Source organism: Acidobacteriota bacterium, assembly GCA_020853395.1.
GTDB lineage: Bacteria > Acidobacteriota > Vicinamibacteria > Vicinamibacterales > SCN-69-37 > JADYYY01.
In genome coordinates, this window is sequence record JADYYY010000013.1 from 1 (window position 1) to 21,821 (window position 21,821).

19 protein-coding genes, 1 tRNA gene and 1 pseudogene are annotated in these 21,821 nt (G+C 66.8%); 16 read left to right on the forward strand and 5 right to left on the reverse strand.

The genetic code is table 11. The annotated features are described in order from the left end of the window. Positions 1–245: 245 nt before the first annotated feature. From IT184_13170 to IT184_13185, 4 genes are all read left to right on the forward strand, one after another. On the forward strand, positions 246–617 hold the full coding sequence (locus IT184_13170) for a hypothetical protein (protein ID MCC7009752.1): 372 nt from the start codon (positions 246–248) through the stop codon (positions 615–617). Positions 618–740: 123 nt separating this feature from the next. Next, complete coding sequence (locus IT184_13175; GenBank protein MCC7009753.1) at positions 741–1,040, forward strand: YbaB/EbfC family nucleoid-associated protein; 300 nt, start codon at positions 741–743, stop codon at positions 1,038–1,040. Then, positions 1,040–1,636, forward strand: a complete 597-nt coding sequence (gene recR / locus IT184_13180) for a recombination protein RecR (protein MCC7009754.1) — start codon at positions 1,040–1,042, stop codon at positions 1,634–1,636. The genes IT184_13175 and recR overlap by 1 nt, the downstream gene beginning before the upstream one ends. A gap of 244 nt (positions 1,637–1,880) precedes the next feature. Continuing rightward, a complete protein-coding gene (locus tag IT184_13185; protein MCC7009755.1) occupies positions 1,881–3,749 on the forward strand; it encodes an EAL domain-containing protein in 1,869 nt (622 codons plus the stop codon). A gap of 78 nt (positions 3,750–3,827) precedes the next feature. Here IT184_13185 and IT184_13190 read toward each other — a convergent pair whose 3' ends face one another. Next, the gene (locus tag IT184_13190) at positions 3,828–4,814 is read right to left on the reverse strand and encodes a flippase-like domain-containing protein (GenBank protein MCC7009756.1); all 987 of its coding nucleotides are present in this window, start codon (positions 4,812–4,814) and stop codon (positions 3,828–3,830) included. A gap of 42 nt (positions 4,815–4,856) precedes the next feature. Here IT184_13190 and IT184_13195 point away from each other — a divergent pair, with 42 nt between their 5' ends. From IT184_13195 to IT184_13215, 5 genes are all read left to right on the forward strand, one after another. Continuing rightward, positions 4,857–5,492: a DUF4203 domain-containing protein gene (locus tag IT184_13195; protein ID MCC7009757.1), complete on the forward strand. Its 636-nt coding sequence runs from the start codon at positions 4,857–4,859 to the stop codon at positions 5,490–5,492. Positions 5,493–5,525: 33 nt separating this feature from the next. Then, positions 5,526–5,969 (forward strand): OsmC family peroxiredoxin, encoded by a 444-nt coding sequence (locus tag IT184_13200; GenBank protein MCC7009758.1) that lies wholly within the window; start codon positions 5,526–5,528, stop codon positions 5,967–5,969. A 435-nt stretch (positions 5,970–6,404) separates the two neighbouring features. Continuing rightward, positions 6,405–6,803: a hypothetical protein gene (locus IT184_13205; protein ID MCC7009759.1), complete on the forward strand. Its 399-nt coding sequence runs from the start codon at positions 6,405–6,407 to the stop codon at positions 6,801–6,803. 315 nt (positions 6,804–7,118) lie between these two features. Beyond that, positions 7,119–8,387 carry a DEAD/DEAH box helicase gene (locus IT184_13210; protein MCC7009760.1) on the forward strand — a complete coding sequence of 423 codons (1,269 nt, stop codon included), beginning with the start codon at positions 7,119–7,121 and terminating at the stop codon, positions 8,385–8,387. A gap of 247 nt (positions 8,388–8,634) precedes the next feature. After that, positions 8,635–8,709: transfer RNA gene (locus IT184_13215), tRNA-Asn, on the forward strand. Between the two features lie 38 nt (positions 8,710–8,747). Here the strand turns inward: IT184_13215 and IT184_13220 are convergent. The 3 genes and pseudogenes from IT184_13220 to IT184_13230 all read right to left on the reverse strand — a co-directional run bounded on the left by IT184_13220 (position 8,748) and on the right by IT184_13230 (position 10,675). Further along, a pseudogene (locus tag IT184_13220) lies at positions 8,748–9,936 on the reverse strand (IS481 family transposase). Between the two features lie 92 nt (positions 9,937–10,028). Next, positions 10,029–10,430, reverse strand: coding sequence for a PIN domain-containing protein (locus IT184_13225; protein MCC7009761.1), 402 nt, complete (start codon positions 10,428–10,430; stop codon positions 10,029–10,031). Then, a complete protein-coding gene (locus IT184_13230; protein ID MCC7009762.1) occupies positions 10,427–10,675 on the reverse strand; it encodes a ribbon-helix-helix protein, CopG family in 249 nt (82 codons plus the stop codon). Before IT184_13230 ends, IT184_13225 begins: the two co-directional genes overlap by 4 nt. 167 nt (positions 10,676–10,842) lie before the next feature. Between IT184_13230 and cas7u the strand changes: the two genes are divergently transcribed. From cas7u to IT184_13255, 5 genes are all read left to right on the forward strand, one after another. Beyond that, on the forward strand, positions 10,843–12,156 hold the full coding sequence (gene cas7u, locus IT184_13235; GenBank protein ID MCC7009763.1) for a type I-U CRISPR-associated protein Cas7: 1,314 nt from the start codon (positions 10,843–10,845) through the stop codon (positions 12,154–12,156). Next, positions 12,153–13,628: a type I-U CRISPR-associated protein Cas5/Cas6 gene (gene cas5u6u / locus IT184_13240; protein MCC7009764.1), complete on the forward strand. Its 1,476-nt coding sequence runs from the start codon at positions 12,153–12,155 to the stop codon at positions 13,626–13,628. The genes cas7u and cas5u6u overlap by 4 nt, the downstream gene beginning before the upstream one ends. Further along, entirely contained in the window at positions 13,625–16,627 is a 3,003-nt protein-coding gene (cas3u, locus tag IT184_13245) for a type I-U CRISPR-associated helicase/endonuclease Cas3 (GenBank protein MCC7009765.1), read from the forward strand. Before cas5u6u ends, cas3u begins: the two co-directional genes overlap by 4 nt. Next, positions 16,624–17,619 (forward strand): hypothetical protein, encoded by a 996-nt coding sequence (locus IT184_13250; GenBank protein ID MCC7009766.1) that lies wholly within the window; start codon positions 16,624–16,626, stop codon positions 17,617–17,619. The genes cas3u and IT184_13250 overlap by 4 nt, the downstream gene beginning before the upstream one ends. A gap of 193 nt (positions 17,620–17,812) precedes the next feature. Next, positions 17,813–17,995: a hypothetical protein gene (locus IT184_13255; GenBank protein ID MCC7009767.1), complete on the forward strand. Its 183-nt coding sequence runs from the start codon at positions 17,813–17,815 to the stop codon at positions 17,993–17,995. A gap of 146 nt (positions 17,996–18,141) precedes the next feature. Here the strand turns inward: IT184_13255 and IT184_13260 are convergent, their stop codons facing one another. Continuing rightward, the gene (locus IT184_13260; GenBank protein MCC7009768.1) at positions 18,142–19,173 is read right to left on the reverse strand and encodes a serine hydrolase; all 1,032 of its coding nucleotides are present in this window, start codon (positions 19,171–19,173) and stop codon (positions 18,142–18,144) included. Between the two features lie 384 nt (positions 19,174–19,557). On the opposite strand from IT184_13260, the gene IT184_13265 reads away from it, so the two are divergent. Together IT184_13265 and IT184_13270 are read left to right on the forward strand one after the other, a co-directional pair. Further along, positions 19,558–21,063, forward strand: a complete 1,506-nt coding sequence (locus IT184_13265; protein MCC7009769.1) for a hypothetical protein — start codon at positions 19,558–19,560, stop codon at positions 21,061–21,063. Positions 21,064–21,100: 37 nt separating this feature from the next. Then, positions 21,101–21,814 carry an SDR family NAD(P)-dependent oxidoreductase gene (locus IT184_13270; protein ID MCC7009770.1) on the forward strand — a complete coding sequence of 238 codons (714 nt, stop codon included), beginning with the start codon at positions 21,101–21,103 and terminating at the stop codon, positions 21,812–21,814. The last annotated feature ends 7 nt before the right edge of the window (positions 21,815–21,821 follow it).

The following is a 21,821-nucleotide window of genomic DNA, read 5'->3' on the forward strand; positions in this document are numbered from 1 at the left end:
GGACTGCCGGACCGGACCAGAGGACTGCCGGACCGGACCAGAGGACTGCCGGACCGGACCAGAGGACTGCCGGACCGGACCAGAGGACTGCCGGACCGGACCAGAGGACTGCCGGACCGGACCAAAGGACCGCGGGACCGGACCAAAGGACTGCCGGACCGGACCAAAGGACCGCGGGACCGGACCAAAGGACCGAAGCGCGCGAACCCGGAACCCGGGACCCAGGACCCGGGACCGCCGTCGATGTGAAGTCCGCTCTGCTGTCATCGATCCGTGAGCAGAACAAGACGTTCTACGGGATGGTCGTCGCGCAGGCGCAGAAGATCGAGGTCGAGCAGAACACCGTCGTGTTCACGTTCGCGCCAGTGCACCGATCGCTCCGGTCGCAGCTCGACGCGCGCAAAGCCTGGGTGGAGCAGCTGGCGCACGCGGTGAGCGGCCGCCGCATGACGGTTCAGTCGTGCGAGTCCGAGCCGGCAGCGTCGCAGGCGGGCGGCGGGGGCGACGCGGAGGCGCGCCACCAGGCCGAGCTGCGGTCGCGCGCGAAGGCCGAGCCAGCCGTGCAGGCCGTGCTCGACGTGTTCGGCGGCGACGTCGAGGACGTCGAGGAGATTTGACGCGCGCATTGACGGCTCGAAATCCTTCCGCTGATGATTGAATTGACTCGTCTCGAGTGACGGCGGACCGTCGCCGCCTGGCTCTGGCGCCAGACCCGCGACACAGGACCGAGGACCGATCCCATGAACATTCAGAAGATGATGCAACAGGCCCAGCAGATGCAGGAGCGGCTGCAGAAGCAGATGGGCGAGATGACGGTGGACGCGTCCACGGGCGGCGGCATGGTCACCGTCCGCGTCAACGGCCACAAGCACCTCGTCAGCGTGACGATCGATCCCGAGGTCGTGTCGAAGGACGACGTCGAGATGCTGCAGGACTTGATCGTCGCGGCGGTGAACGACGCGCATCGGAAGGTGGACGAGGCGCTCGCGCAGCAGATGCAGGGGATGATGGGCGGCCTGAGGATCCCCGGGCTCTCCTGATGGTGCGGGTCGATCCGCTGGCCGAGCTGATCACGGCGCTGCAGCGGCTGCCCGGCATCGGCGCGAGGAGCGCGCAGCGGCTCGCCTATCACCTGTTGAAGACGCCGCGCGAGGAGGTGGACGCGCTCTGTGCGGCGCTGCTCTCGGTCAAGGAGCGCGTCACCTACTGCTCGATCTGCAACAACATCACCGACGTCGATCCGTGCGCGTACTGCACCGCGGCCGATCGCGATCCAAAGGTCATCTGCGTGGTCGAGCAGCCCGAGAACGTCGCCGCGATCGAGAAGACGCGCGGGTTCCGCGGGCGGTACCACGTGCTGATGGGCGCGATCGCGCCGCTGCAGGGGATCGGGCCGGATGACCTCAAGCTCAAGGGCCTGCTCGCGCGCGTGGACCAAGGCGGCGTCGAGGAAGTGATCCTGGCCACGAATCCTACCGTCGAGGGGGAGGCGACCGCGCTCTACGTGGCGCGGCTGCTCAAGCCGCTCGGCCCGCGCGTGACGCGCATCGCGATGGGCGTGCCGGTCGGCAGCGACATCGACTACACCGATGAGTTCACGATGTCGAAGTCGATGGAAGGACGGCGCGAGATCTGAGCGGCGAGACCCGGTGTCGTTCCTCAAGAGATGCCCCAAGCGTTTCAAGACTCGGCGAGCGCGGGTCCTGTCGCCGTCTGGTGCCATGTGGTGCTCGGCACCACGCGCGTGATCACGGCGTCGCCTGCGCGCCACGCGGGAGCGGCCCCGTCCGGCGCCACCTCCGCCGCGGGAGTTGTGAAACGCACTAAAGAGTCCCTGCCACCTGCCGATGACTCGGGCAGCGGGTGCGGTACCCCCGTGCATGACGTCCCCCTCGACCTTTCCTTCAGTCTCTGACGGCGTCTCGGAACGGCAGGCGGCGTCGCTCGTCCGCGTGCCGCAGCCGGAGTACGACCGGCTGCGCGAGATCGCCGCGCGGAGCGCGCTCGTTGCGGCGGGCGCAATCGACGGCCTGTGGCACTGGGATCTGCGCACGCACGAGGTGTACTACTCCGCGCGGTGGAAAGCGATCGCGGGCCACGAGGAGTCCGAGATCGGCACCGCCTCGTCCGAGTGGCTGGATCGGGTGCATCCCGACGACCGGCCGCGCGTGCTGCGCGCCATCGACGCCTATCTCGCTGGCGGCCCGGAGGTCTTCGAGAGCGAACATCGACTCCGGCACAAGTCGGGCGGCTATCGGTGGGTGCGGGTGCGCGGCACGGCCGTGCGCGGCCGCGGCGGCGCCGCCACGCGCTTCGCCGGATCGATGAGCGACATCACCGATGGCAAGGTGGTGGATGCGCTCACCGGGCTGCCCAACCGGACCGTGCTCGGCAGCCGTTTGGAGGCGCAGCACACGCGCGCGAGGCCCGACAGCCTGTTCGCGCTGCTGTTCCTGGACCTCGACGACTTCAAGGACGTCAACGACACGCTCGGCCACCAGGCCGGCGACGAGCTGCTCAAGGACGTGGCGCACCGGATCGAGCACTGCCTGCGCGCCACCGACGTCGTGGATCGTGCCGGACAGCCGAGCGGCGCGGTGCGCGTCCCCGAGCACATGCTCGCGCGCATCGGTGGGGACGAGTTCGTGATCCTCTTGCAGGACATCCCCGGGCCGCTCGAAGCGACGCGCGTGGCCGAGCGCATCCAGCGCGCCCTGGCCGCGCCCGTCCGCGTGGGCGATCGCGACGTCGTGGCAACGGCGAGCATCGGGATCGCGGTGAACCGTGCGTCGCTCGTGAAGCCCGAGGACGCGGTGCGCGACGCCGACACCGCGATGTACCGCGCGAAGGCGCTCGGCAAGGGGCGATACGAGCTGTTCGATGCCGAGATGCGCGCCGACGTCGAAGAACGGCGCCGCCTCGATGCCGATCTGCGGTTCGGCATCGAGCGCCGCGAGTTCATGCCCTACTACCAGCCGATCGTCGATCTCGTTTCGGGCGGTCTCGTCGGTTTCGAGGCGCTGCTCAGGTGGCGGCATCCCGAGCGCGGCGTGGTGCTGCCGGCCGAGTTCGTGCCGCTCCTGGAGGCCACGGGCCTCGTGCTGCCGATTGGCCGCCGCTTCATCGAGGACGTCTGTGCGCAGTTGCAGGCCTGGCAGACGAAGCACGCCGGGCCGGCGCCGTTGTCGGTGACGATGAACTTCGCGACCCGCCAGATCCTCGAGGCCGGGCTCGTGCACCGGCTCATCGACGTGCTCGGCGGCTGCGCGCTCCAGCCCGAACAGGTCGTCGTCGAAGTGAACGAGTCGGCCGTCATCGCCAACCGTGACGCCGCGGCGGACGTCATCGGACGGCTGCGGTCCGCGGGCATCAGGGTGGTGCTCGACGACTTCGGCACGGGCTACTCGTCGCTGTCGTGCCTCCATGAGCTGCCGATTGCCGGCGTGAAGCTCGATCGCACGTTCATCGCGATCGAGCATTCGCATCCCGGCCTCGTCGGCGCCGTCGTCGCGTTGGCGAGCCAGCTCCGCCTCAGCGTCACGGCGGAAGGCATCGAGACCCAGGCACAGTGCGAGCAACTGCGATCGCTGGGCTGCCGCTATGGCCAAGGCTACCTCTTCTCGCATCCGCTCGACGCCGCGTCGGCCGAGGCGCTCATCCGGCGTGAGCCGCGCTGGAACACGGGACAGGGTGAGCCGACCACGACCGTGGCGTCTTCCACGTCGCTCCAGCCGCACCCGTTGCGCTAGCGGAGTGTTCGTCTTCGCGGATGCGCTGGCGAACGCGGGCCTGAAGAGGACCCGCACCTGAAGATCTGATCTCAGCCCTCAGACGCGAGGTCGATCGATTGTCCGGGTCGTCGCCCCGGCTCTCGTGGCCCACAGCACCAGGCCCACCGCCGCCCACGCCGTCATTCGCACCTTGCGCACGAGTGCGGCTTGCGTGCCGACGCCGCGCGCGAGGCCGATCGCCGCGGCGACCTGCTCCGAGCTGACCTCGTCCACGCCGACCCGCAGCGGCACGACCTTGAAGACGACGTTGATCACGCGGTTGACGCTGTCGAGCACGAACGCCTGGAGCGGCTGTGACTCGCCGGTGAGCAGCGAGAGGATCAGCCAGGCCTCGAGGAAGCTCACGAGATGGAAACCAAGCTCCGAGGCTGCCAGCAGGCCGAGCCGCGCGCCCTTGTGGCCGGGCGAGCCGTACGTGCGGGCTTCGAAGTCGCGTACGCGATCGACGACGCGGCGGAGGCGAGCGGAGGGAAGGCGGCTCACGATCGCGCTCGCGGCGGCGGGGCGCTGCCAGGCGATCCAGCAGGCGCCGACGAGCACGGCGCCCATGAGCCCGAGCACTGCGATTCCCGCCTGCTGCAGGCGGGCGGGCAGATCGAACGCGGCGATCATCGCGATCGCGCCGGCGATCACGTAGAGCGCCACCGACACGCTGTAGAAGAAGTTCTCCGCGAAGAGCGCCGCGAGCGCCTGCGTCGCATCCATGTGCGGCCGAAGGTAGACGGCTTTCGCGGGCTCGCTCGCCGCCAGGCCGAGCGGCGTGATGTTGCCGAGCGCGTCGCCGCTGATCGTGGCGGCGATGGCCGCGCGGAGCGGCACTTTGCGTTCGAAGAGCGCGACCCATGCGCACGTGCGCAGAGCGAAGCGCACGAATGCGAGCGCCATGATGAGCCCGAAGCCGGCGCCCACGCGGCCCAGCCCGTCGCGGACGGTCGCGAGGCCGCCGACGTCCCGCACCTGCCAGGCGAGCAGCACGATGCCGATCGCCGTGACGGCGCTGTTCGTGAGGGATCGGCGGCTCATCGGGAGGGCGCGGCTGCAGGCTGATGATGACATAATCGCCGGATGCTTCCGGCGTCGTACGCCGCGCCAGCAGCCGCGATCATCACGCTCGGCGGCGTGCTGGCCTGCTTCTTCGGCTACCGGCTGTTCCGGCTCGTGCTCGGCATCTACGGCTTCGTCGCCGGGGCGATGATTGCCACGCAGATGATGGGACCGTCGTCGAGCGTCTGGACGCTGTCGGTGGCGGCCGTGGTCGGCGGCGTGGTGGGCGGCGCGCTGATGATCGCGGCGTACTTCATCGGCGTCGGGCTCGTCGGCGCCGGGCTCGCAGCGCTCGCATTGAACCTCGGGTGGCGGCTGGTCGGCGGCGAGCCGCCGACCTGGCTGCTCGTCGTCGTCGCCGTGCTCGGCGCGCTCGGCGCCCTGTCGGTCGCTCGCTTGGTCGTGATTCTCGGCACCGCGACGGCGGGAGCGTGGACGATCATCGTCGGCGCGCTCGCGCTGATGGGTGATCGCGCGGCTACTCGCGCGGCGAGAACCGGCGACGTCTGGATCCTCTATCCGCTCGACCCGCTGCCGGAGCGGTGGTGGTACACGGTCGGGTGGGTCGCGCTCCTCGTGGTGGGCGCGATCGTGCAGTTGTCCACTTCAACGCGAGGGGGCAGGAGCAGGGCCAGGAAACGAAAGGCGGCCGCGTAGACTGCGGCCGCGCATCATCTCAAGGAGCAGGACATGGCACAGTTCTCACGGCACGTCTCGGTCGATTGGAACGGCACGCTCATGGACGGGAAGGGCGTGGCGAAGGCCGGTACCGGCGCGTTCACGCTGCCGGTCACGTTTCCGCAGCGCATCGGCGAATCGGGCGGCGCGACCAGTCCCGAAGAGTTGATCGCCGCCGCGCATGCCGCCTGCTACGCCATGGTCGTGGCCGGCACGATGGCGCGCAACAACATCACGGCGAAGGCGCACCACGTGACCTGCACCGTCACGGCCGACAAGACCGACGCCGGCATCACGATCACGACGTCGCATCTCGACGTCGTCGCCGAAGGGGTGCAGGGCGCCGATGCGGCGAAGTTCACGCAGCTCGTGACGGAGGCCGAGAAGGGTTGTCCTGTGTCGCGCGCGCTGCGCGGCGGGACGATGAACATCGAGGTGAAGGTCAGCGTGAGGTAGAACGCCAGCCGAGAGCGAGTCGGCGGCCGTTCCATCGTGAGCGGCTTCGTGACCGATGTAGGGATGGCCGCTCGATCGATGATCGCGTCGATGACGTCGATCGCTTGCGGGACGTCAGCGTCCGTTGGTACGGCCGGCACGGCGCGCGCTCATGCGAATGCGATCGGCTTCTTGCGGCGACCGAGCACAGGCGTCGCGGGGGCCGGTCGTCTTTTGCATCGGAGTCGTCGGCGAACAGTCCGAGGGATCGATCCAGGCGGTTGAGACCTCGCATACGGCGGGGATCGGCGGCCGTTGACTACGAACCAGACGTCTTGGCGTTGAGTTGCTTGGCCGGCCTGACGCGCCGCTTCGACGTCCGCCAGGCTCGCGCTGTTCGCCAGGCTGCAGGCCGGAGCGGCTGACCTGTGCCAGTCGAGTCGAGGGGAGGGCATCATGTCGGACACGTCGAACGAAGATCTCGAGCGCCGGAGGCCGCATGCGAAGCCTGCGGCAGGACCGTACCTGGAGCTGGACCTCGCGAGAGAGCTCGAGGCGCTCCACGGCGAATCCGCGTGGAAGAGCGGTCACAACGCGAAGACGCTCGTGAAGTTCGGCAACCTGCGCGTGGTCCTGATAGCGCTCGAGGCGCGGGCGCGCATCGCGCCGCATGACACCGAAGGACAGATCTCGATCCAGACCGTGCGTGGTCGCGTCCACGTGCGCGCAGAAGGCCGCACGTTCAACCTACCCGTGGGCAGCTTGCTCGCGCTGGATCATGGCGTGCGCCACGATGTCGAGGCGCTCGAAGACAGCGCGTTGCTCTTGACCATCGGGTGGCCGTCGGGAGCCTGAGAGGCAGACGCGCAGGGCGCGTGCTTCGCGGGTGGCCGCCCTAGAGCCGCGCAGCGTCACGCCTCGCTGAAAGACCGACGAGCGGCGAACAGCGCCGAAATCTCGTCGGCCGTTGCGCCGGCCGGCCGCGTGCTATGCTGGAGGCCGGATCTTTGCCACGCGCTCTGCCTCGTGTCGGCTGACCAGCCTTCCTGACTCGCGTTCGAGTCCTTAGCTTCGAGACGAAATCCGCCGGCGTCCACGCGACGTCCGGGAGCCGTGTCGCCATGCTGGCGCCGGCCATTTTCGTCCAGAAGAGACGACCAGGAAGCTCTCATGTCCATCGTTCCAGCCGCGCCGTCCACGTTCGCTGATCTCGGTCTGTCCCCCGTGCTCTGCCATGCGCTCGTTCGTCTCGGGTACGCGCAGCCGACGCCCGTGCAGGCTGCATCGATTCCCATCGTGCTCACGGGCCGTGACCTCTTTGCTCGCGCGCAGACCGGCACGGGGAAGACGGCCGCCTTCGCGTTGCCGATGATCGATCGGCTGCATGCCGCGACCGACCGGGCGGCGCGGCCGCGTGGTCCCCGCGGCCTCGTGCTCGTGCCCACTCGTGAGCTCGCCGTGCAGGTCGATCGTGCCGTCGCGCGCTACGGTGCGACGGCTCGCGTGCGCACCGCCGTCATCTTCGGCGGCGTGTCGATGGTCCACCAGTTGCGCGCCCTCGCGCAGCGGCCCGACATCGTCGTCGCGACGCCGGGGCGGCTGATCGATCACGTGCAGCGTCGATCGATCGACCTGTCGGCGGTCGAGATCCTGGTCGTCGACGAGGCCGATCGCATGATGGACGTCGGCTTCCTGCCGGCGATCCGCCGCTTGACGGCCGCGCTGCCGAAGGATCGCCAGACGCTCCTGTTCTCGGCGACGCTCCCGCGGGACGTCGTCGCGCTCGCCGCCGACATGACGCGATCGCCCGAGCACGTCGACGTGGGCGAGAAGATGGTGGCGCCCACGGTCACGCACCACGTGCATCCGGTGGCGGATCACCGGAAGCCGGACCTGCTCGCGCGCGTGCTGGCGCAGGCGCCGGTGGGACAGGCGCTGGTGTTCTGCCGGACGAAGCGCGGCTCGGATCGCGTCGGCCGGCACCTGGACGGTCTCGGGATCGCGACGTCGGTGATCCACGGCAACAAGAGCCAGTCGGCGCGCACGCGCGCGCTCGACGGGTTCCGCACTGGCCGCGTGCGCGTGCTCGTCGCGACCGACATCGCCGCGCGCGGTCTCGACATCGCGCAGTTGCCGCTCGTCGTCAACTACGACCTCCCGATGGTCGCGCAGGACTACGTGCACCGGATCGGCCGGACAGGACGCGCGGGCGTCACCGGGCGCGCGGTGTCGCTCGTGGGGCCGAACGATCGCGACATGCTGTCGGACATCGAGCGTCTCGTGCGGACTGGGATCGAACGCGTCTCGGTCGAGGGGTTCGAGGCTGGTGCCGAACAGGCGCGTCCCGCTCCGCCCACGGCATTCCGGCGCCATTCGTCACCGCGCGGGCCCGCCGGGCGGCGTCGGTTTGGCGCTCGGCCCGCTCGCCGGCACGCGTAGCGCCAGGACGCGCGCCAGGTCGTGCGGGCCGCGCCGCGGTTCGCCCTGACGATCCGTTGCGACGGCTGGGCGTCAGCGCCTCGTTCGGACGAGTTCGCCGGTGGCGGGTGACGCCGCGTGCTTCACCCGCGTCTGCGATTGCTGCGCGTGCGCGTGGGAGAAGTTGCGCCTGTTGACAGCGTTGGCCTAAAATCAATGGTCTTGCCCGAGGCGAAATCGCCTCGGCAGAGTGCGTCCTTCCCGCCGTTCCTCGGTAGCTCAACGGCAGAGCATCCGGCTGTTAACCGGAGGGTTGCTGGTTCGAATCCAGCCCGAGGAGCCAATTCATCAGGGGTCCATTCCGGACACATGGGTAACAGATCATTCTGGGGTCATAGGTGACACTGCCGAGCCGAACGGATTATTGATCGGCTCCAATCGGCAGCTTTCGTCATCGAAGTAGCCCAGGTCATAGGTCAGGAAGCTGACCAACCAGACGCGATCCTCCACTTGCCGGACCGCCACCGGCTGACCGGCGAAGACGTGGCTGAGATTGATCTTTCGCCCCTTGAAGCAGATTCGCCCGCAATGCGTGACGGTGAGGCTCAGGTCGTGGACGGGATAGGCGACATCCTCCACCCCGCAACACGGGCGCGCCGACGGCGCGTAGAAGTCGGCCGGCACTCCCATGTCCAGCGCCTGGTGCGGGCGCTCGGGGTTGAACCGATCGACGAAGGCATCGAAGCGTTCCTGCTGTTGCAGGATGTTGGCGGCCACCGGTCGGGTCGCTTCCTGTTTCAGCGTGAGATGCCTGCGTTCATGGCGACCGTTCTGTTCAGGATGCCCGGGCGTGAGGCGTTCGATGCGAATCCCGAGCCGCAGCCATCAGACGGAGAGTTTGCTGAGGCCATAAAGGGCCCAGGGCGATGAAAACGGCACGCCGTTGTCGGTGCGGATCGCGGTGGGGAGTCCAAAATCCTGGAACGCCCGCTCAAACACCGGTACGGCGGTGATCTCGCGCGTGGTCTCGAGGGCCTCGCAGCGCACCACGAAACGACTGGCGAAGTCCGAGATCGTGAGCGGATAGCAGTAGCGGCGATCCGCGAGCAGAAACTGTCCTTTGAAATCGGCGCACCACAGCGCATGGGGCGTCGTCACCCGCGTCAGCGGCGTGCCGGCGGCGCGCGGTCGTGGGCGACCGCGAGGCCCGAACGAGGTTGTGGCGATGCAACACGGCATGGACCGTGCTGATGGCCGGACACCGCACGGGCGCGCACAGCGGCCGTAACTTCTCCCGAATCTTGGGAGCGCCCCAACTCGGATACTTCCGCCTCAGTCGAACGATCTGCCCTTCGATCGAGACCGGAAGCTGATTGGCCTGGCGTTGGGGCCGACGACTCCGGTCGGCCAGGCCCTGCAGACCGTCCGCGCGGTACCGCTCATAGATCTTGTAGCCGGTCTTGCGCGAGATCCCGAACTCCTCGCACAGCGCCGTCATCGACTCGCCCTCCAGCAGGCGGGCGACAAACCGCAGCCGTTCGTCAATCACGTGACACTCCTTCCACGGCATGGCCCCTCCTGACGGAAGGGCCGAGTGTCACCTATGTCTCCGGAATCAGCCGTTACCTATGCGTCGGGAAGGACAAGTATCTCGCTTTGCCCTCAGTTGACCAGCGAGAACCCCTCCTGCTCGAAGTGTGGATCGAAGGCGAATGCGTCGTTCATGTCTCTCTGACGCATCGTGACGAAAGAAACGGCATCAACGAGGCTCAGCGTGCGCTTCTGTCGATCGAGCAACAGATCCAGCCCGCCGTTGTGGAGCGTGTCGTCGACCCACACGACCTCGAGCAACGGCGCAAAATCCGTCCGAAAACTTCGTACTGCGTTGAGGCCGAGGCGCCGCCCAACGAGCGCGTAGGTTTCCACGAGCACGAAGGACGTCGACACGAGCGGCGACTGACGGGTGCGGAGCGTCGCGAACGCACGCGCCGCGCGGCCGTGATTCTCGTCCTTTGCATTTAGCAAGGCGAAGAGTGCCGACGTATCCGCGAAGACCGCGTTCACTCGAACGCCTCGTCCAGGTAACGATCGTGTTCGGTCGAGACGTCATGAGCGCCATGTCGATCAGGGAATCGACCGACGACACGTGCTGCCCGGGCATATAGCGCGCCGCGATCGGATGTTCCTTCCGAGAGCCCTTTCTCGACATAGCGCCGGATCAATTCGGCAAGTGATACGCCCCGTTCTCGAGCTTCTGAGCGCAGACGCCGGGCTTGCTGATCGGTCAGCTGAATCTGAGTCCGAATCATGGATATATTGTAATCACATCAGGGCGTGACATCAAGTGTGTCTTGACCTCTTGAAATCGCCGCGAGCTGGGCTGTAGACTCCTCACGGTCCGAGAACCCTGACCCATCTTGAAGTCTCGTGGCGCTGGATCGCGGGAACGGATGGCGACGACTGCGAGGGAGCGACGATGAAAATCGACAGACTCAATCAGATGGTTGTCGAAGACGCCGCGCTGAGAAGAAGACAGACTCTTCAGCCAATGGGGGGCAAGGGCGACAAGATCTTCCCGCCGACCTATCCCGGAGAGGGACGCAATGCTCCGCCGCGTCACGTCTATGAGCGGCGTCGGGTGAATGGGCAGGACGTCTGGTGCGTCCTCGTCGATAGCGTGCAGTCACAGGCGAACCGGCTGGAAGAATCCTTGTTGGGTGCTGTTCGCGATGGCGTGTCTGTTCCGTACGTTGTCGTCGATTTCACTGGCACGGGACTGGAGGGCATCACCGCAGTCACGTCGCTCGATGCTCCGCATCGTGTCTACGATGCGATTCTGCGCGACAGCCTTCTGAACGACGAACCTTTCATGAACAGCGTCGCGGGTAAGCGTCTCGCGAAGGCGAAGCCGGAGGATGCATCTTCGTTGCTGGAGATCTCGCCGACGGCGCTGCTCTTCGGAGCGTGGCATTCCACCGGCGAGGGAGGCGGATTGGGCGCGAAATTCGCGCGCTGTCTTACCTCCGAAATCATGGCGATTGACGTGCCTGTCGAATTCCAAGACGCAGGCAGGGGCGGGCGATACCTGATACGGACGGCGGACCGATTGACGACGTTCGATCCGGTCACCGCTGCTTGGCGTCCGGGTAGCCGGATTGATCCGCTCGGCATTTCACGACAGGTCGAGATTTTTAGGAGCGCGAAGGATGCCTCCGATTGGACAGCGTTCGAAAAGAATGCTGCCAAGGAGAAGGACGGTACCGCAATTCTTTACACCCGAAAGAAGGGCGACAAAGCTGGAAAGCCGGCTGTCATCAATCACGGGAACATCAAACCGTCACTGCAGCCGCTTGGCATCACCTGCGACCGTCTTGAGCACAGTTTCGTCCTCAGCTTCGCCGCGCTCCGACGGCTGCGATTCGGCGATCCTGCGAGAGATGTCGCTGCGCGCAGTTTTCTAGCGGCGCTCGGCTTGGTCGCACTCGTCGAGCAGGACGCTCGGGGCTACGCGCTGCGTTCGCGCTGCGATCTGGTGTGTGATGGTCGACTGCCGCTCGAAGTAGTGCATCCCGACGGCGCAGTCGAATCGATCGCGCTGGACCGTGAAGCGGCCAGAAACCTGTACAAGAGCGCGCTTGAAGCCATGAAGAAGGTCGGGTTCGATTTGTCTGCTGAACCGCTTCGCCTCACGCCGCAGGACAAGCTCGTCGAGATTGTCCGCAAGAGTCAGGACCTGGCGCTGGCGGGAAAGGGAGAGGAGGCGGAGAAAGACGAGGCGGCTGAACGATGAACCTCGTCTTCGAGATCGAGTATCTGTCGGGCGTTTCGTTCGCCGCCATCGGGCCGGACAGCGATGTACCCGACTGGCCGCCGCAGCCTGACCGCGTCTTCTCCGCGCTCGTTGCCACGTGGGCCGCGCGCGGTCAACGCCGGCAGGAAGCCGATGCGCTCGAGTGGCTGGAGCAGTTGCCAGCACCCCGCATCGTCGCCTCGAGCGCAGAACCGCGGACGGGCGCAGCCGTCTTCGTTCCTCCCAACGATGCTCGAAGCGACAAACAGAAGCACGCACGGGAAGTGGTACCGGCACTCCGCAACCGGCAGCCGCGTCAGCATGGCTTTCCTGCCGTCCGTCCACACACTCCCGTCGTCCACCTCTCGTGGAATGGGGTCGACATCGACGAGGGGACTCGGATGGCGCTCGAGCGTCTTGCCCATGACACCTCCTACGTTGGTCACTCGGCAAGCCTGACGCGCTGCCGCTTTCTGATCGCAGACGCCCCGCTTGGTCACGACGACGGAAGGCTGCCGGCGCGCCGGGTCTACGCCGGCCGCTTGGCCGAGTTGCGCAGAGCATTCGATTCGGGGCGCCGGCCGCTTTCCGGCTCGCGCGTCGCTCCGGCCGTCGAGGTCGCTCTGCCGCCCACGACCGTCTTCGGGGATCGCTGGTTGCTTCTCGAACACATCGACGGCGAGATGCCGGACCTCCAGGCGTGCGCCCTGGTGGCCAAGACCCTTCGAGACGCGCTGCTCAGTGGTTATCGGCGCATCGGTCTTGAACGCGAGATTCCAGAGGTCATCAGCGGTCATGTCGCGGATGGTAATCCAGCGCGCACTCCCCATCTCGCGATCATTCCTCTGCCGTTCGCAGGTTTTCCATACGCAGACGGTCACGTGCTGGGATTCGCGCTGGTGCCTCCGCGTGACAGCGGCATCCTCGACGACCACACGTTCCGCAAGGCCCTGAGAGAGCTCGCACCGATCGACGAGGACAGTGCGCGCCGGTGCCTGACGCTGCGCACAAAGGAGGGAACGCCGCGTGATCGTGCGTTTTCGATCGTGCTCTCACCGACGACCGAGGCCTCCCGTCGTTCGCTCGAGCCCGCACAGTACACGGCGCCAGCGTGCACGTTTGCGACGGCCACACCGATTGCACTCGACCGGCACTTGAAGGAGGAAGACGGCGACAGACGGGAGGCGGAAATCTCGGCGCAGATTGCCGTGGCGTGTCGCAACATCGGCCTCCCTGCCCCCGTGACGATCGTCGCCGACAAGCATTCGGCCCTCGAGGGAGTTCCGTCCGCGTATCCGTCTGGAAATTCGCCAGACTGGACGCGCTGGCGCCTCCCGCCGTCCGTAATGCATCGGCAGCTCACCCATGCCGTCATCCGGTTCGGCGCTCCGGTGGCCGGCCCTGTCATCCTTGGCGCAGGACGATTCGTCGGACTCGGCCTGTGCCGTCCGCTCGACGAGGATCGCCAGTGAGTCTGTCGGCCGACGATTTTGCCGGGTTCTTCCAGGAGGTTCATGGCTTCACGCCGTTCCCGTGGCAGGACCGGCTAGCTCGCCGGCTTGCGCACGGCGATGTCTGGCCCGACCTGCTGGACCTACCGACGGGGTCGGGCAAGACTGCCGCGATCGACATCGCTGTATTTCACCTTGCGCTGGAGGCTGCGCGCGAAGCGCCGCGACACGCACCGGTGCGCATCGCCTTCATCGTAGATCGACGGCTGGTAGTCGATGATGCGTTCGCAAGCGCGAGCAAGCTCGTTCATGCGCTGCGCGAGCCCGCTGGGCCAGTCTCGTCGCGTGTCGCAGAACAGTTGAAACGGCTGTCAGGCGAAGGCCCGCCGCTCGTTGCGCGGCGCCTGCGCGGCGGCATTCCCCGCGAGGACGATTGGGCACGCACGCCGGCGCAGCCGACGGTGCTCTGCTCCACGGTCGATCAGGTCGGCTCCCGGCTGCTATTTCGAGGGTACGGGGTTTCCGATTCGATGAAGCCGGTTCATGCCGGGCTCATCGGATCCGATTGCTTGCTCCTGCTCGACGAGGTCCATCTCGCCGAGCCGTTTCGACAGACGCTTCGCTGGATACAAACCTACAACGGTGAGCGCTGGCGCGAGACCGAGATCATGACACCGTGGCGGGTCGCGTTACTCAGCGCGACGCCCGCCGAAGGTCGCCGCGACATGTTCGACGGCACCGAGCCTGTTCCTTTCGGTCTCGACGATGACGACTGGACGCACCCGGTGTTGGCGAGGCGGCTAAACGCGTCCAAGCCCGCTCGCCTCGTTGCGCCGGCGACGCCGAAGGGGAAGAGGCCGGATGAGGCCGGCACCGGCGACGAGATCGAGGCTGAAGACGAGGACATTGCTCGCCGGGCTGCGATTGTGGTGAAAGAGGCTCGCGCTGCCTTCGATCACTTTCAGCGCGCGGACAGCGGTGTTCCTCCGGCCATCTGCGTCGTGCTCAATCGAGTGGCTCGAGCGCGGGCGGTGTTCGAGCACGTGAGAAAGGAATTCGGACGCGAAATCGAGAGCGGTGTGGCGGCTGAGCCGATTCTCATGATAGGCCCTGCCCGCCCGTTGGATCGTGACGATCTTGTCGAGCGCATCGAGCCGATCCGCACGGTAGCCTGGAAGGACGACGACGTTCGCGTGCTTCACCAAGCGGTCCTCGTGATTGCAACCCAGTGCATAGAGGCGGGTGTGGACCTCGACTTCGATGCGCTGGTCACCGAAGCCGCTCCGATCGACGCCCTGCGCCAGCGTTTCGGTCGCCTCAATCGCGCCGGCAGGACGATCACGCCGTACGCGGCGGTTGTTGGGATGAAGTCCGATTTCTCAGCGCGCTACGACGACCCGGTCTACGGAATCGCCATCAAGCCGGCATGGGACTATCTCACCGGCCAGCCGGACGGTACGGTGGACGGTGTTGCGACTGCGGACTTCGGCATCAGTGCCTTCATGCGGCGGATGACGAGAACGCCGATTCCGTCGCAAGCGGTATCCGAGAAAGACGATGCTCCCGTTCTGCTCCCGGCGCATCTCGATCTCCTCAGCCAGACGTCGCCTATTCCCACTGCGGATCCAGACATCGCACTGTACCTGCACGGCACGACACGCCAACCGGACTCCATCACGGTGGTCTGGCGAGCAGATCTGAATCCCCTCGAGGCACAGGACGAAGACACCCGCAAGCTTCTGATGCTCGTTCCGCCTCGCCAGCGCGAGGCGATCCAATTGCCGATCTGGGCCGTACGCCGCTGGCTCGTGGCAGGGACGAAGCCGATGGGCGCGCTCGCGGATGTCGCCGTCTCCGAACCGGTCGATGACGATCGCGTCGAACTGGACGGCGGCGGCCGGAGAGTCTTCCGGTGGAAGGGTGATGACGAACGCTCCACCTGGGTGGATCCGTCAGACATTCGTCCCGGCGACACGATCATCGTGCCCTCTCGCTATGGCGGCTCAGACAAGTTCGGCTGGGATCCTCAGTCCAAGGAGCCTGTGACGGATCGCGCTCGAAGCGCTTCGCAGCCATTCGTTGGACGACGGTTCGCGGTCCGCGTCGCTCCGGGCCTGCTTGGATCGTCTGTATCGAATGACACTCTCGCCGATGCCCTGGCCCGGGCCGTCTCTCCGAACTGGAAAGACGTGCGCGCGGTGCTGTTCGAACTCGATCTGCCCGACGATGTCCGAGCCGACCTCGATGCGCTCCAGAACGCCGGAAAAGGAGGCCGCGCCATCGTTGCCTACCGCGACCTCTATGGGCGTGACGATCAAGGTCGCCCGCGTGGCGTCGTCTTCCACGCACCGTTTGGTATCCGCGCCGCGCCCCAGGGGGACGAGGATGGCCAGACGAATTCAAGTGAGGACGACACGGCTGGGTCCCTTGCCGGATTCAGCCTGCCACTTCGTGAGCACAACGGCGATGTCGCGGAGAAGGCGGCGCTGTTTGGTACGGCGATGGGCCTCCCGGCTTCTCGCGTCAACGACCTCATGGCTGCCGGACGTTTTCACGATTGCGGCAAGGCGGATCCGCGCTTTCAGGCATGGCTCCACTTCGGGGATCCGCTCGGGCCAGCCCCCGACCATCTGCTGGCCAAGTCTGGCCGCCGCCTGCCGCGGCAGGCGCGGGCTATGTCTGGACTGCCTGACCGGTGGCGGCATGAAGCGCTTTCAGTCCGGCGCGCGCGTGCCGAACACGCTCTTGCGGATGCCGACGATCCTGAACTGATCCTGTGGCTGATCGGCACGCACCATGGGTATGGGCGTCCGCTGTTTCCGCACGGCGATCCGACGGAGACGGCCCCTGATGTCGGCCCCCAATCGCTGGCGTTCGACTGGCAAGGGCTGGACTGGCCGATGCTCTTCGAGAGGCTGAAATCGCGTTACGGCGTGTGGGAGCTCGCCCGCATGGAGGCGGTGCTACGGCTCGCCGATCATCGCGCGTCCGAGGATCGCGCCGTGGAGGAGTCCAAGTGATCGTGGCATCCCATCGTCTCGAGGGGCTCGAGCCGGACAACCTGCTCGCGTTTCTAGCGCTGTTGGGGCTGCTCCGTGCTCTTGAAGCCGCAGACGAGACGGTCGGATCAGTTGAGAAGGTGCAGCCTCGCGTGTCGTGGGACATCGACATCCCTCCGTTGCGACCAAAGCTCTTTCTTTCACGCCGAATTGACACCGAGGAAGTCACGGATCACGCGGAGCGAGGCATCGTGGCACTCACTTCGAGCTATGACTTCGAGCAACGCAAGGACCTAAGTTGTTCGCGGAACGAGTGCCGCCTGATCCTTGAGTCCGAAGCGCAACGCGCACGTGCGGCTGGACGGGACCGTGCGGACCTGTTGGCGGCGCTCATGAGCGACGCCGCCATCAAGGACGACAAGAAAAATACGATCGACCCGACGCCACTGTGTCTCCTCTTCGGCCAGGGCCATCAGCACTTCCTCGATCGATTGGCCAGCGTGCCACGAGAGGTCGCACCGCCGCCTCGTGGAAGAGGCAAGCAGGCGGTCAGCCTCTCGGGTTCGCAGTGTCTGGGGGAGGCGCTGTTCGAGCCTTGGCATCGCTACGATCCGACATTCTCCTTTCGATGGGATCCCGAGGAAGACGTGCGGTACGCGTTGATGCCCGGGGATCCGACTGATACCGCCTACCAGGGCGGCACTCAGCACGGCGCCAACAGATTGGCCGCAATCGGCTTGAGCGAGCTCACGCTCGCGCCCCAGGTGTGGCGAGGCCGGGTGCGCGCGCGCATCATCGGTGGCACGTCAAACGCGAACGGCTTCGTGTTCGCCTGGCCCATTTGGCGTGCACCGGCGACGCTCGCCGCCATTCGTGCTCTGCTCGCCCACCCGGGGTTGACTGTCCCCGGTGCTCTCGCCTACCTCGGCGTCGATCATGTGCTGGTTGCGCGACGCATCTCGGTCGGGAAGTTCATGAATTTCTCCCGAGCTCGACCTTTGGTGGTGGGGTGAATTGGAGTTCGGGCGCATTTGGGGGATTGTGTGCGTGACGGTCAAGGGCGTATAGCTCCAAGTCGACGTCATGCCGAACGGATGAGCCAGTGTCGAAAATCGTCCAGTGCGGTGAGCCAATTTACTTAGCAAATTCGCGAAATTCTCGGTCGAGATCGTCCGACTGTGACACGACCTCGAGGCGGAACCTCGAATCTGGGACGGCGAGCACGGCTTCATCACGCGCGAACTGATCGCCAAGCACATCGGGGACGTCACGGCGGCCACCTACTACGTCGCAGGCCCTCCTGCGATGGTCCGTGCGATGGAGACGCTGCTCAGAAACGCCGGTGTGAACTCGGCGAGTGTGCATGCTGAGCAGTTCTCGGGCTACTGAAAGGCGATCCCTCTGGAGATGGGGTGCAGGGTGAGTGCTGGGCCGAGGCCGAGAGACCGCGCCTGCCGGCATCGTCGGGACCTGGACGCCATTGCCCGTCTAGAGGACTGCCGGTCCACGAAGACGATCGTGTCAGCTCGGGACGATCAACGCGCCGCGAACGCCTCCCCGATTCGCAACGCCAGCGCGGACGTGTTCGCGTGCGCCATGTTCGACGTGACAGCGATGGCGATGCCGCTGTCGCGCCGCGTGACCATCGACATCACCATCCCGCCGGCGAGCTCGCCGTTGACGTTGCCGGGATTCGCCGCCAGCGCGAACCGCACGAGATCCGACGGCGTGGAGTAGAACGCCATCCCGTTCGCGCAGCAGGCCAGGTCGCGCATGTACATCAGGCGTCGTCCGCGGCGCGGATTCTCATCGGATCTCGGGACATAGAACGTCGCGCGGTCGCCCGGCAACGGGTACTCCGCGGGCATGAGACCGAGCGGCTGCCAGATGACGTGGCGGAGCAGCGTGAGGGGCGGGAAGTCCTCTCCCTCCTCGCCGATCGCTTCAGGGCTCCATTCTTTCGCCGCTTCACTGCCGGTATTGGTCAGACCGAGCGGCGCGACGGCCGGGATGACAACGGACGCGGCCGTGCCTATGTTGAATCGCGTATTCGGCGTGACGGGCGTCCGACTGACGACGTCCCTCCATCCGAACCCTTCCGCCCAAACGATGGTGCCCTCCTTCGCCAAGGCTACGGAGGGCAAGTCGACGCCGACCGCTACGGACACCCCGGGCAGGTTCTGCTCCAAGACGGCTGCGCGCACGAGCTCCCGTGCGCGCTCGACGGCCGCCGCATATCGCTGCGACGGCGCCGAGCCGACGACCGATGGCACTGCCCGCGACGGCGGGAAGAGCGGTGCGGCCACGACGACCGCATGGGTCAGCAATGCGGCGAAGGCGGCGGCCGCGACGCCTACGGCGAGCGCCGTGCGGGCAGCCCAGGCCGGGAGCCGGTTGCGCGCGGCCTTCACGCCGAGCACGACGCCGGCCACCATCAGCAGCATGCCCATGCCGGCGGCGCCGGGCGCGTCGTCGGCATGGGCCACGTAGATTCCCATGGCCGCGATGGCCAGGCCGAGGGCGACAAAAGTGACTGCCTTCACGGGGTTCATCACAGTGGTCTTCATGGCCCCAAGTGTGACCGAGGCCGGGCCGCGGAGTCCTCACCAAACGGTGAGCGGCCGATGAGATGTGAGTGAATGCGGCGGGAATCCCACCTTACCGCAGGCATCGACGGCCGTCGTACGAGCCTTCACATGTCGAGTCGCCGTGAGGGTCCGTCGTTCGCAATAACGTCGGCGATGCGCCGACCAGTGCGCCTCGCCGCCGCCAACCGCAGCGCTGGTGGTGATTGCCTCGCTGGCGCCCGTGCGCTAGTCTTCCCGTCGGCGTGTGCAGGACGCCTCCAGTCCGCGGGAAGGGCAGCGCCCACCTGTCGCCGGTTGCAGTTCGTCACGCGACCTTTCTTCAGCCCACGATGCGGACACGGGCGGTTGTGAAGGAGGTCGTCCGTGTCCACTCAGCATCCCATCAATCTCGAACAGCAGCGCAAGCTCGCCAAGGACTTGCTGCGCGATGCCAGGGCCGGCGATCACGCCGCCCTGGCCCGGCTGAAAGCCGTCCGCTCGGACGCCGGCGCCACGCAGCCTCTTCGACTCGCGGACGCGCAACTCGCCATTGCGCGAGAAGCCGGTTGCGATTCGTGGCCGAAGCTGGTCGAGCGCCTGCAGCAGCGCGACATCACGGCGTTCCGTGACGCCGTCTCTCGCGGCGACGTATCCGCCGCCAGGCGGCTTCTCGCGTTGCCGCACGTCAAGGAACAGGTCAACGCGCCGATGTTCGCGTTCGGTCAGCGTGCCGCACACATCGCCGCGAACCATGCGCCGATGCTGGAGCTGCTGATCGCGTCCGATGCGGATCTCAATCTCGAGAGCGAGTGGGACAACGGGCCGTTCACGGTGCTGGACAACGCCAGCGATGAAACGGCACGGCTTCTCCTTTCTCACGGTGTGAGATTGACACCGAACGTGGCCGCACGGCTCGGTTGGCTCGACGAACTGCGACGGATGCTGGCCGGGGATCCTGCGCTCGTTCACGCACGCGGCGGCGACGGGCGACAGCCCCTCCACGAGGCGGCCACGGTCGAGATCGCCGACGTGCTGCTGGATCACGGCGCCGGCGTGGACGTCCGCTGTATCGACCACGAGTCGACGCCCGCACAGTACGCGCTTGCCGAGCGGCCCGAGGTCTGCCGCCGGCTTCTCGAGCGCGGCGCGAGTGCCGACGTCTTCATGGCAGCGCGTCTCGGCGACGTCACGCTGGCTGCTCGGGTGCTGGATGCCGATCCGCAGGCGGTGGCCGCGCGGATCAACGAACCCGGCTACGCGCCGGTGCCGCCGCTCAGCATCTACTGCTGGACGCTCGGTTTCGGTTCGTCACCGCACGACGTGGCCCTGAAGTTCGGCCATCGCGACGTCCACGATCTGCTCGCATGCAGCAGCCCGCCGCACGTGCGTTTCGTCAACGCGGCGCTGGCCGGTGACGAAGCCGGCGCGCGGGCGCTCATCGACGACGATCCGTCGCTGCCAGCCTCGCTCACGCCTGCCGACCACTCACGCCTGGCGTACGCCGTGTTCCACGGCCGCCGTGAGGCAGCCCATCTCATGCTCCGTCTCGGTTTCGACGAAACCGCGGGTGGCGTCGATGGCGGCACCGCGCTTCACGCCGCCTGCTGGATCGGCGATGTCGAGCTGGTGGAGACGATCCTTCAGCGCGGACGCGTCGCGGTCGACAGCCGGGATCCGGTGCACCAGAGTACGCCGCTTGGCTGGGCAGCGTTCGGATCGGTCCATCGCAGGGCGCACGGTGGAGACTACCCCGCGGTGGTCGATCGTCTCGTCGCGGCGGGCGCCGATATCCATGCGCCAGGAAACGGTGAGCCCAGATCGCTCATCGCGATGGCGGACGGCAATCCGCAGGTCCAAGCGGCGTTGCGACGGCACGGAGTCAAGGAATGAGCTGGACCGTGAAGCGCTCGGCAACCGGGGTCGGCACATGAGCACTGCACAGCCGCGCGTCGCGCTCGTCACGGGCGCCAATCGAGGTCTCGGATTCGAGACGGCCCGCCAACTGCTGGCGAGAGGCCTCGTGGTCGTCCTGACCGGACGAGACATTCGCGCGCTCGAACGCGCCCGCCGTTCCCTGCCTGATGCCGATCAACACCGCGCCATCGTCGTGGCGATGGAGGTGACGAGCGTCGACAGCATTGCCGAGGCCAGGCAGGCGGTGACCGCACTTGCCGGTCGCATCGATATCGTGGTGAACATCGCCGCCATCCTCGTCGGCGAGCACGACGCCCCGTTGTCAATCGCCGCCCGCGATTATCGGGGCACCGTCGAGACGAACCTGTTCGGCGTGATCGAGGTGTGCCGCGCCTTCGTGCCTGCCATGGCGCACGCCGGCTACGGCCGTGTCGTCAACGTGTCATCTGGGGCAGGGCAGCTCGCGACGATGTCCGCGTACGCGCCGGCGTACTCGATCTCGAAGGCCGCGGTGAACGCGTTCACGCGGGTTCTCGCGGACAGCTATCGCGGTGATGGCGTGCTCGTCAACGCCGCCGATCCCGGCTGGGTCCGCACGGACATGGGAGGTCGCTCAGCCCCGCGCTCGGTGCAGGAAGGCGCGGACACCGTCGTGTGGCTGGCGACGCTGCCCGATGGGGGGCCGACGGGAGGCTTCTTCCGCGACCGGCGTGCGATCGACTGGTAGCGCAGCC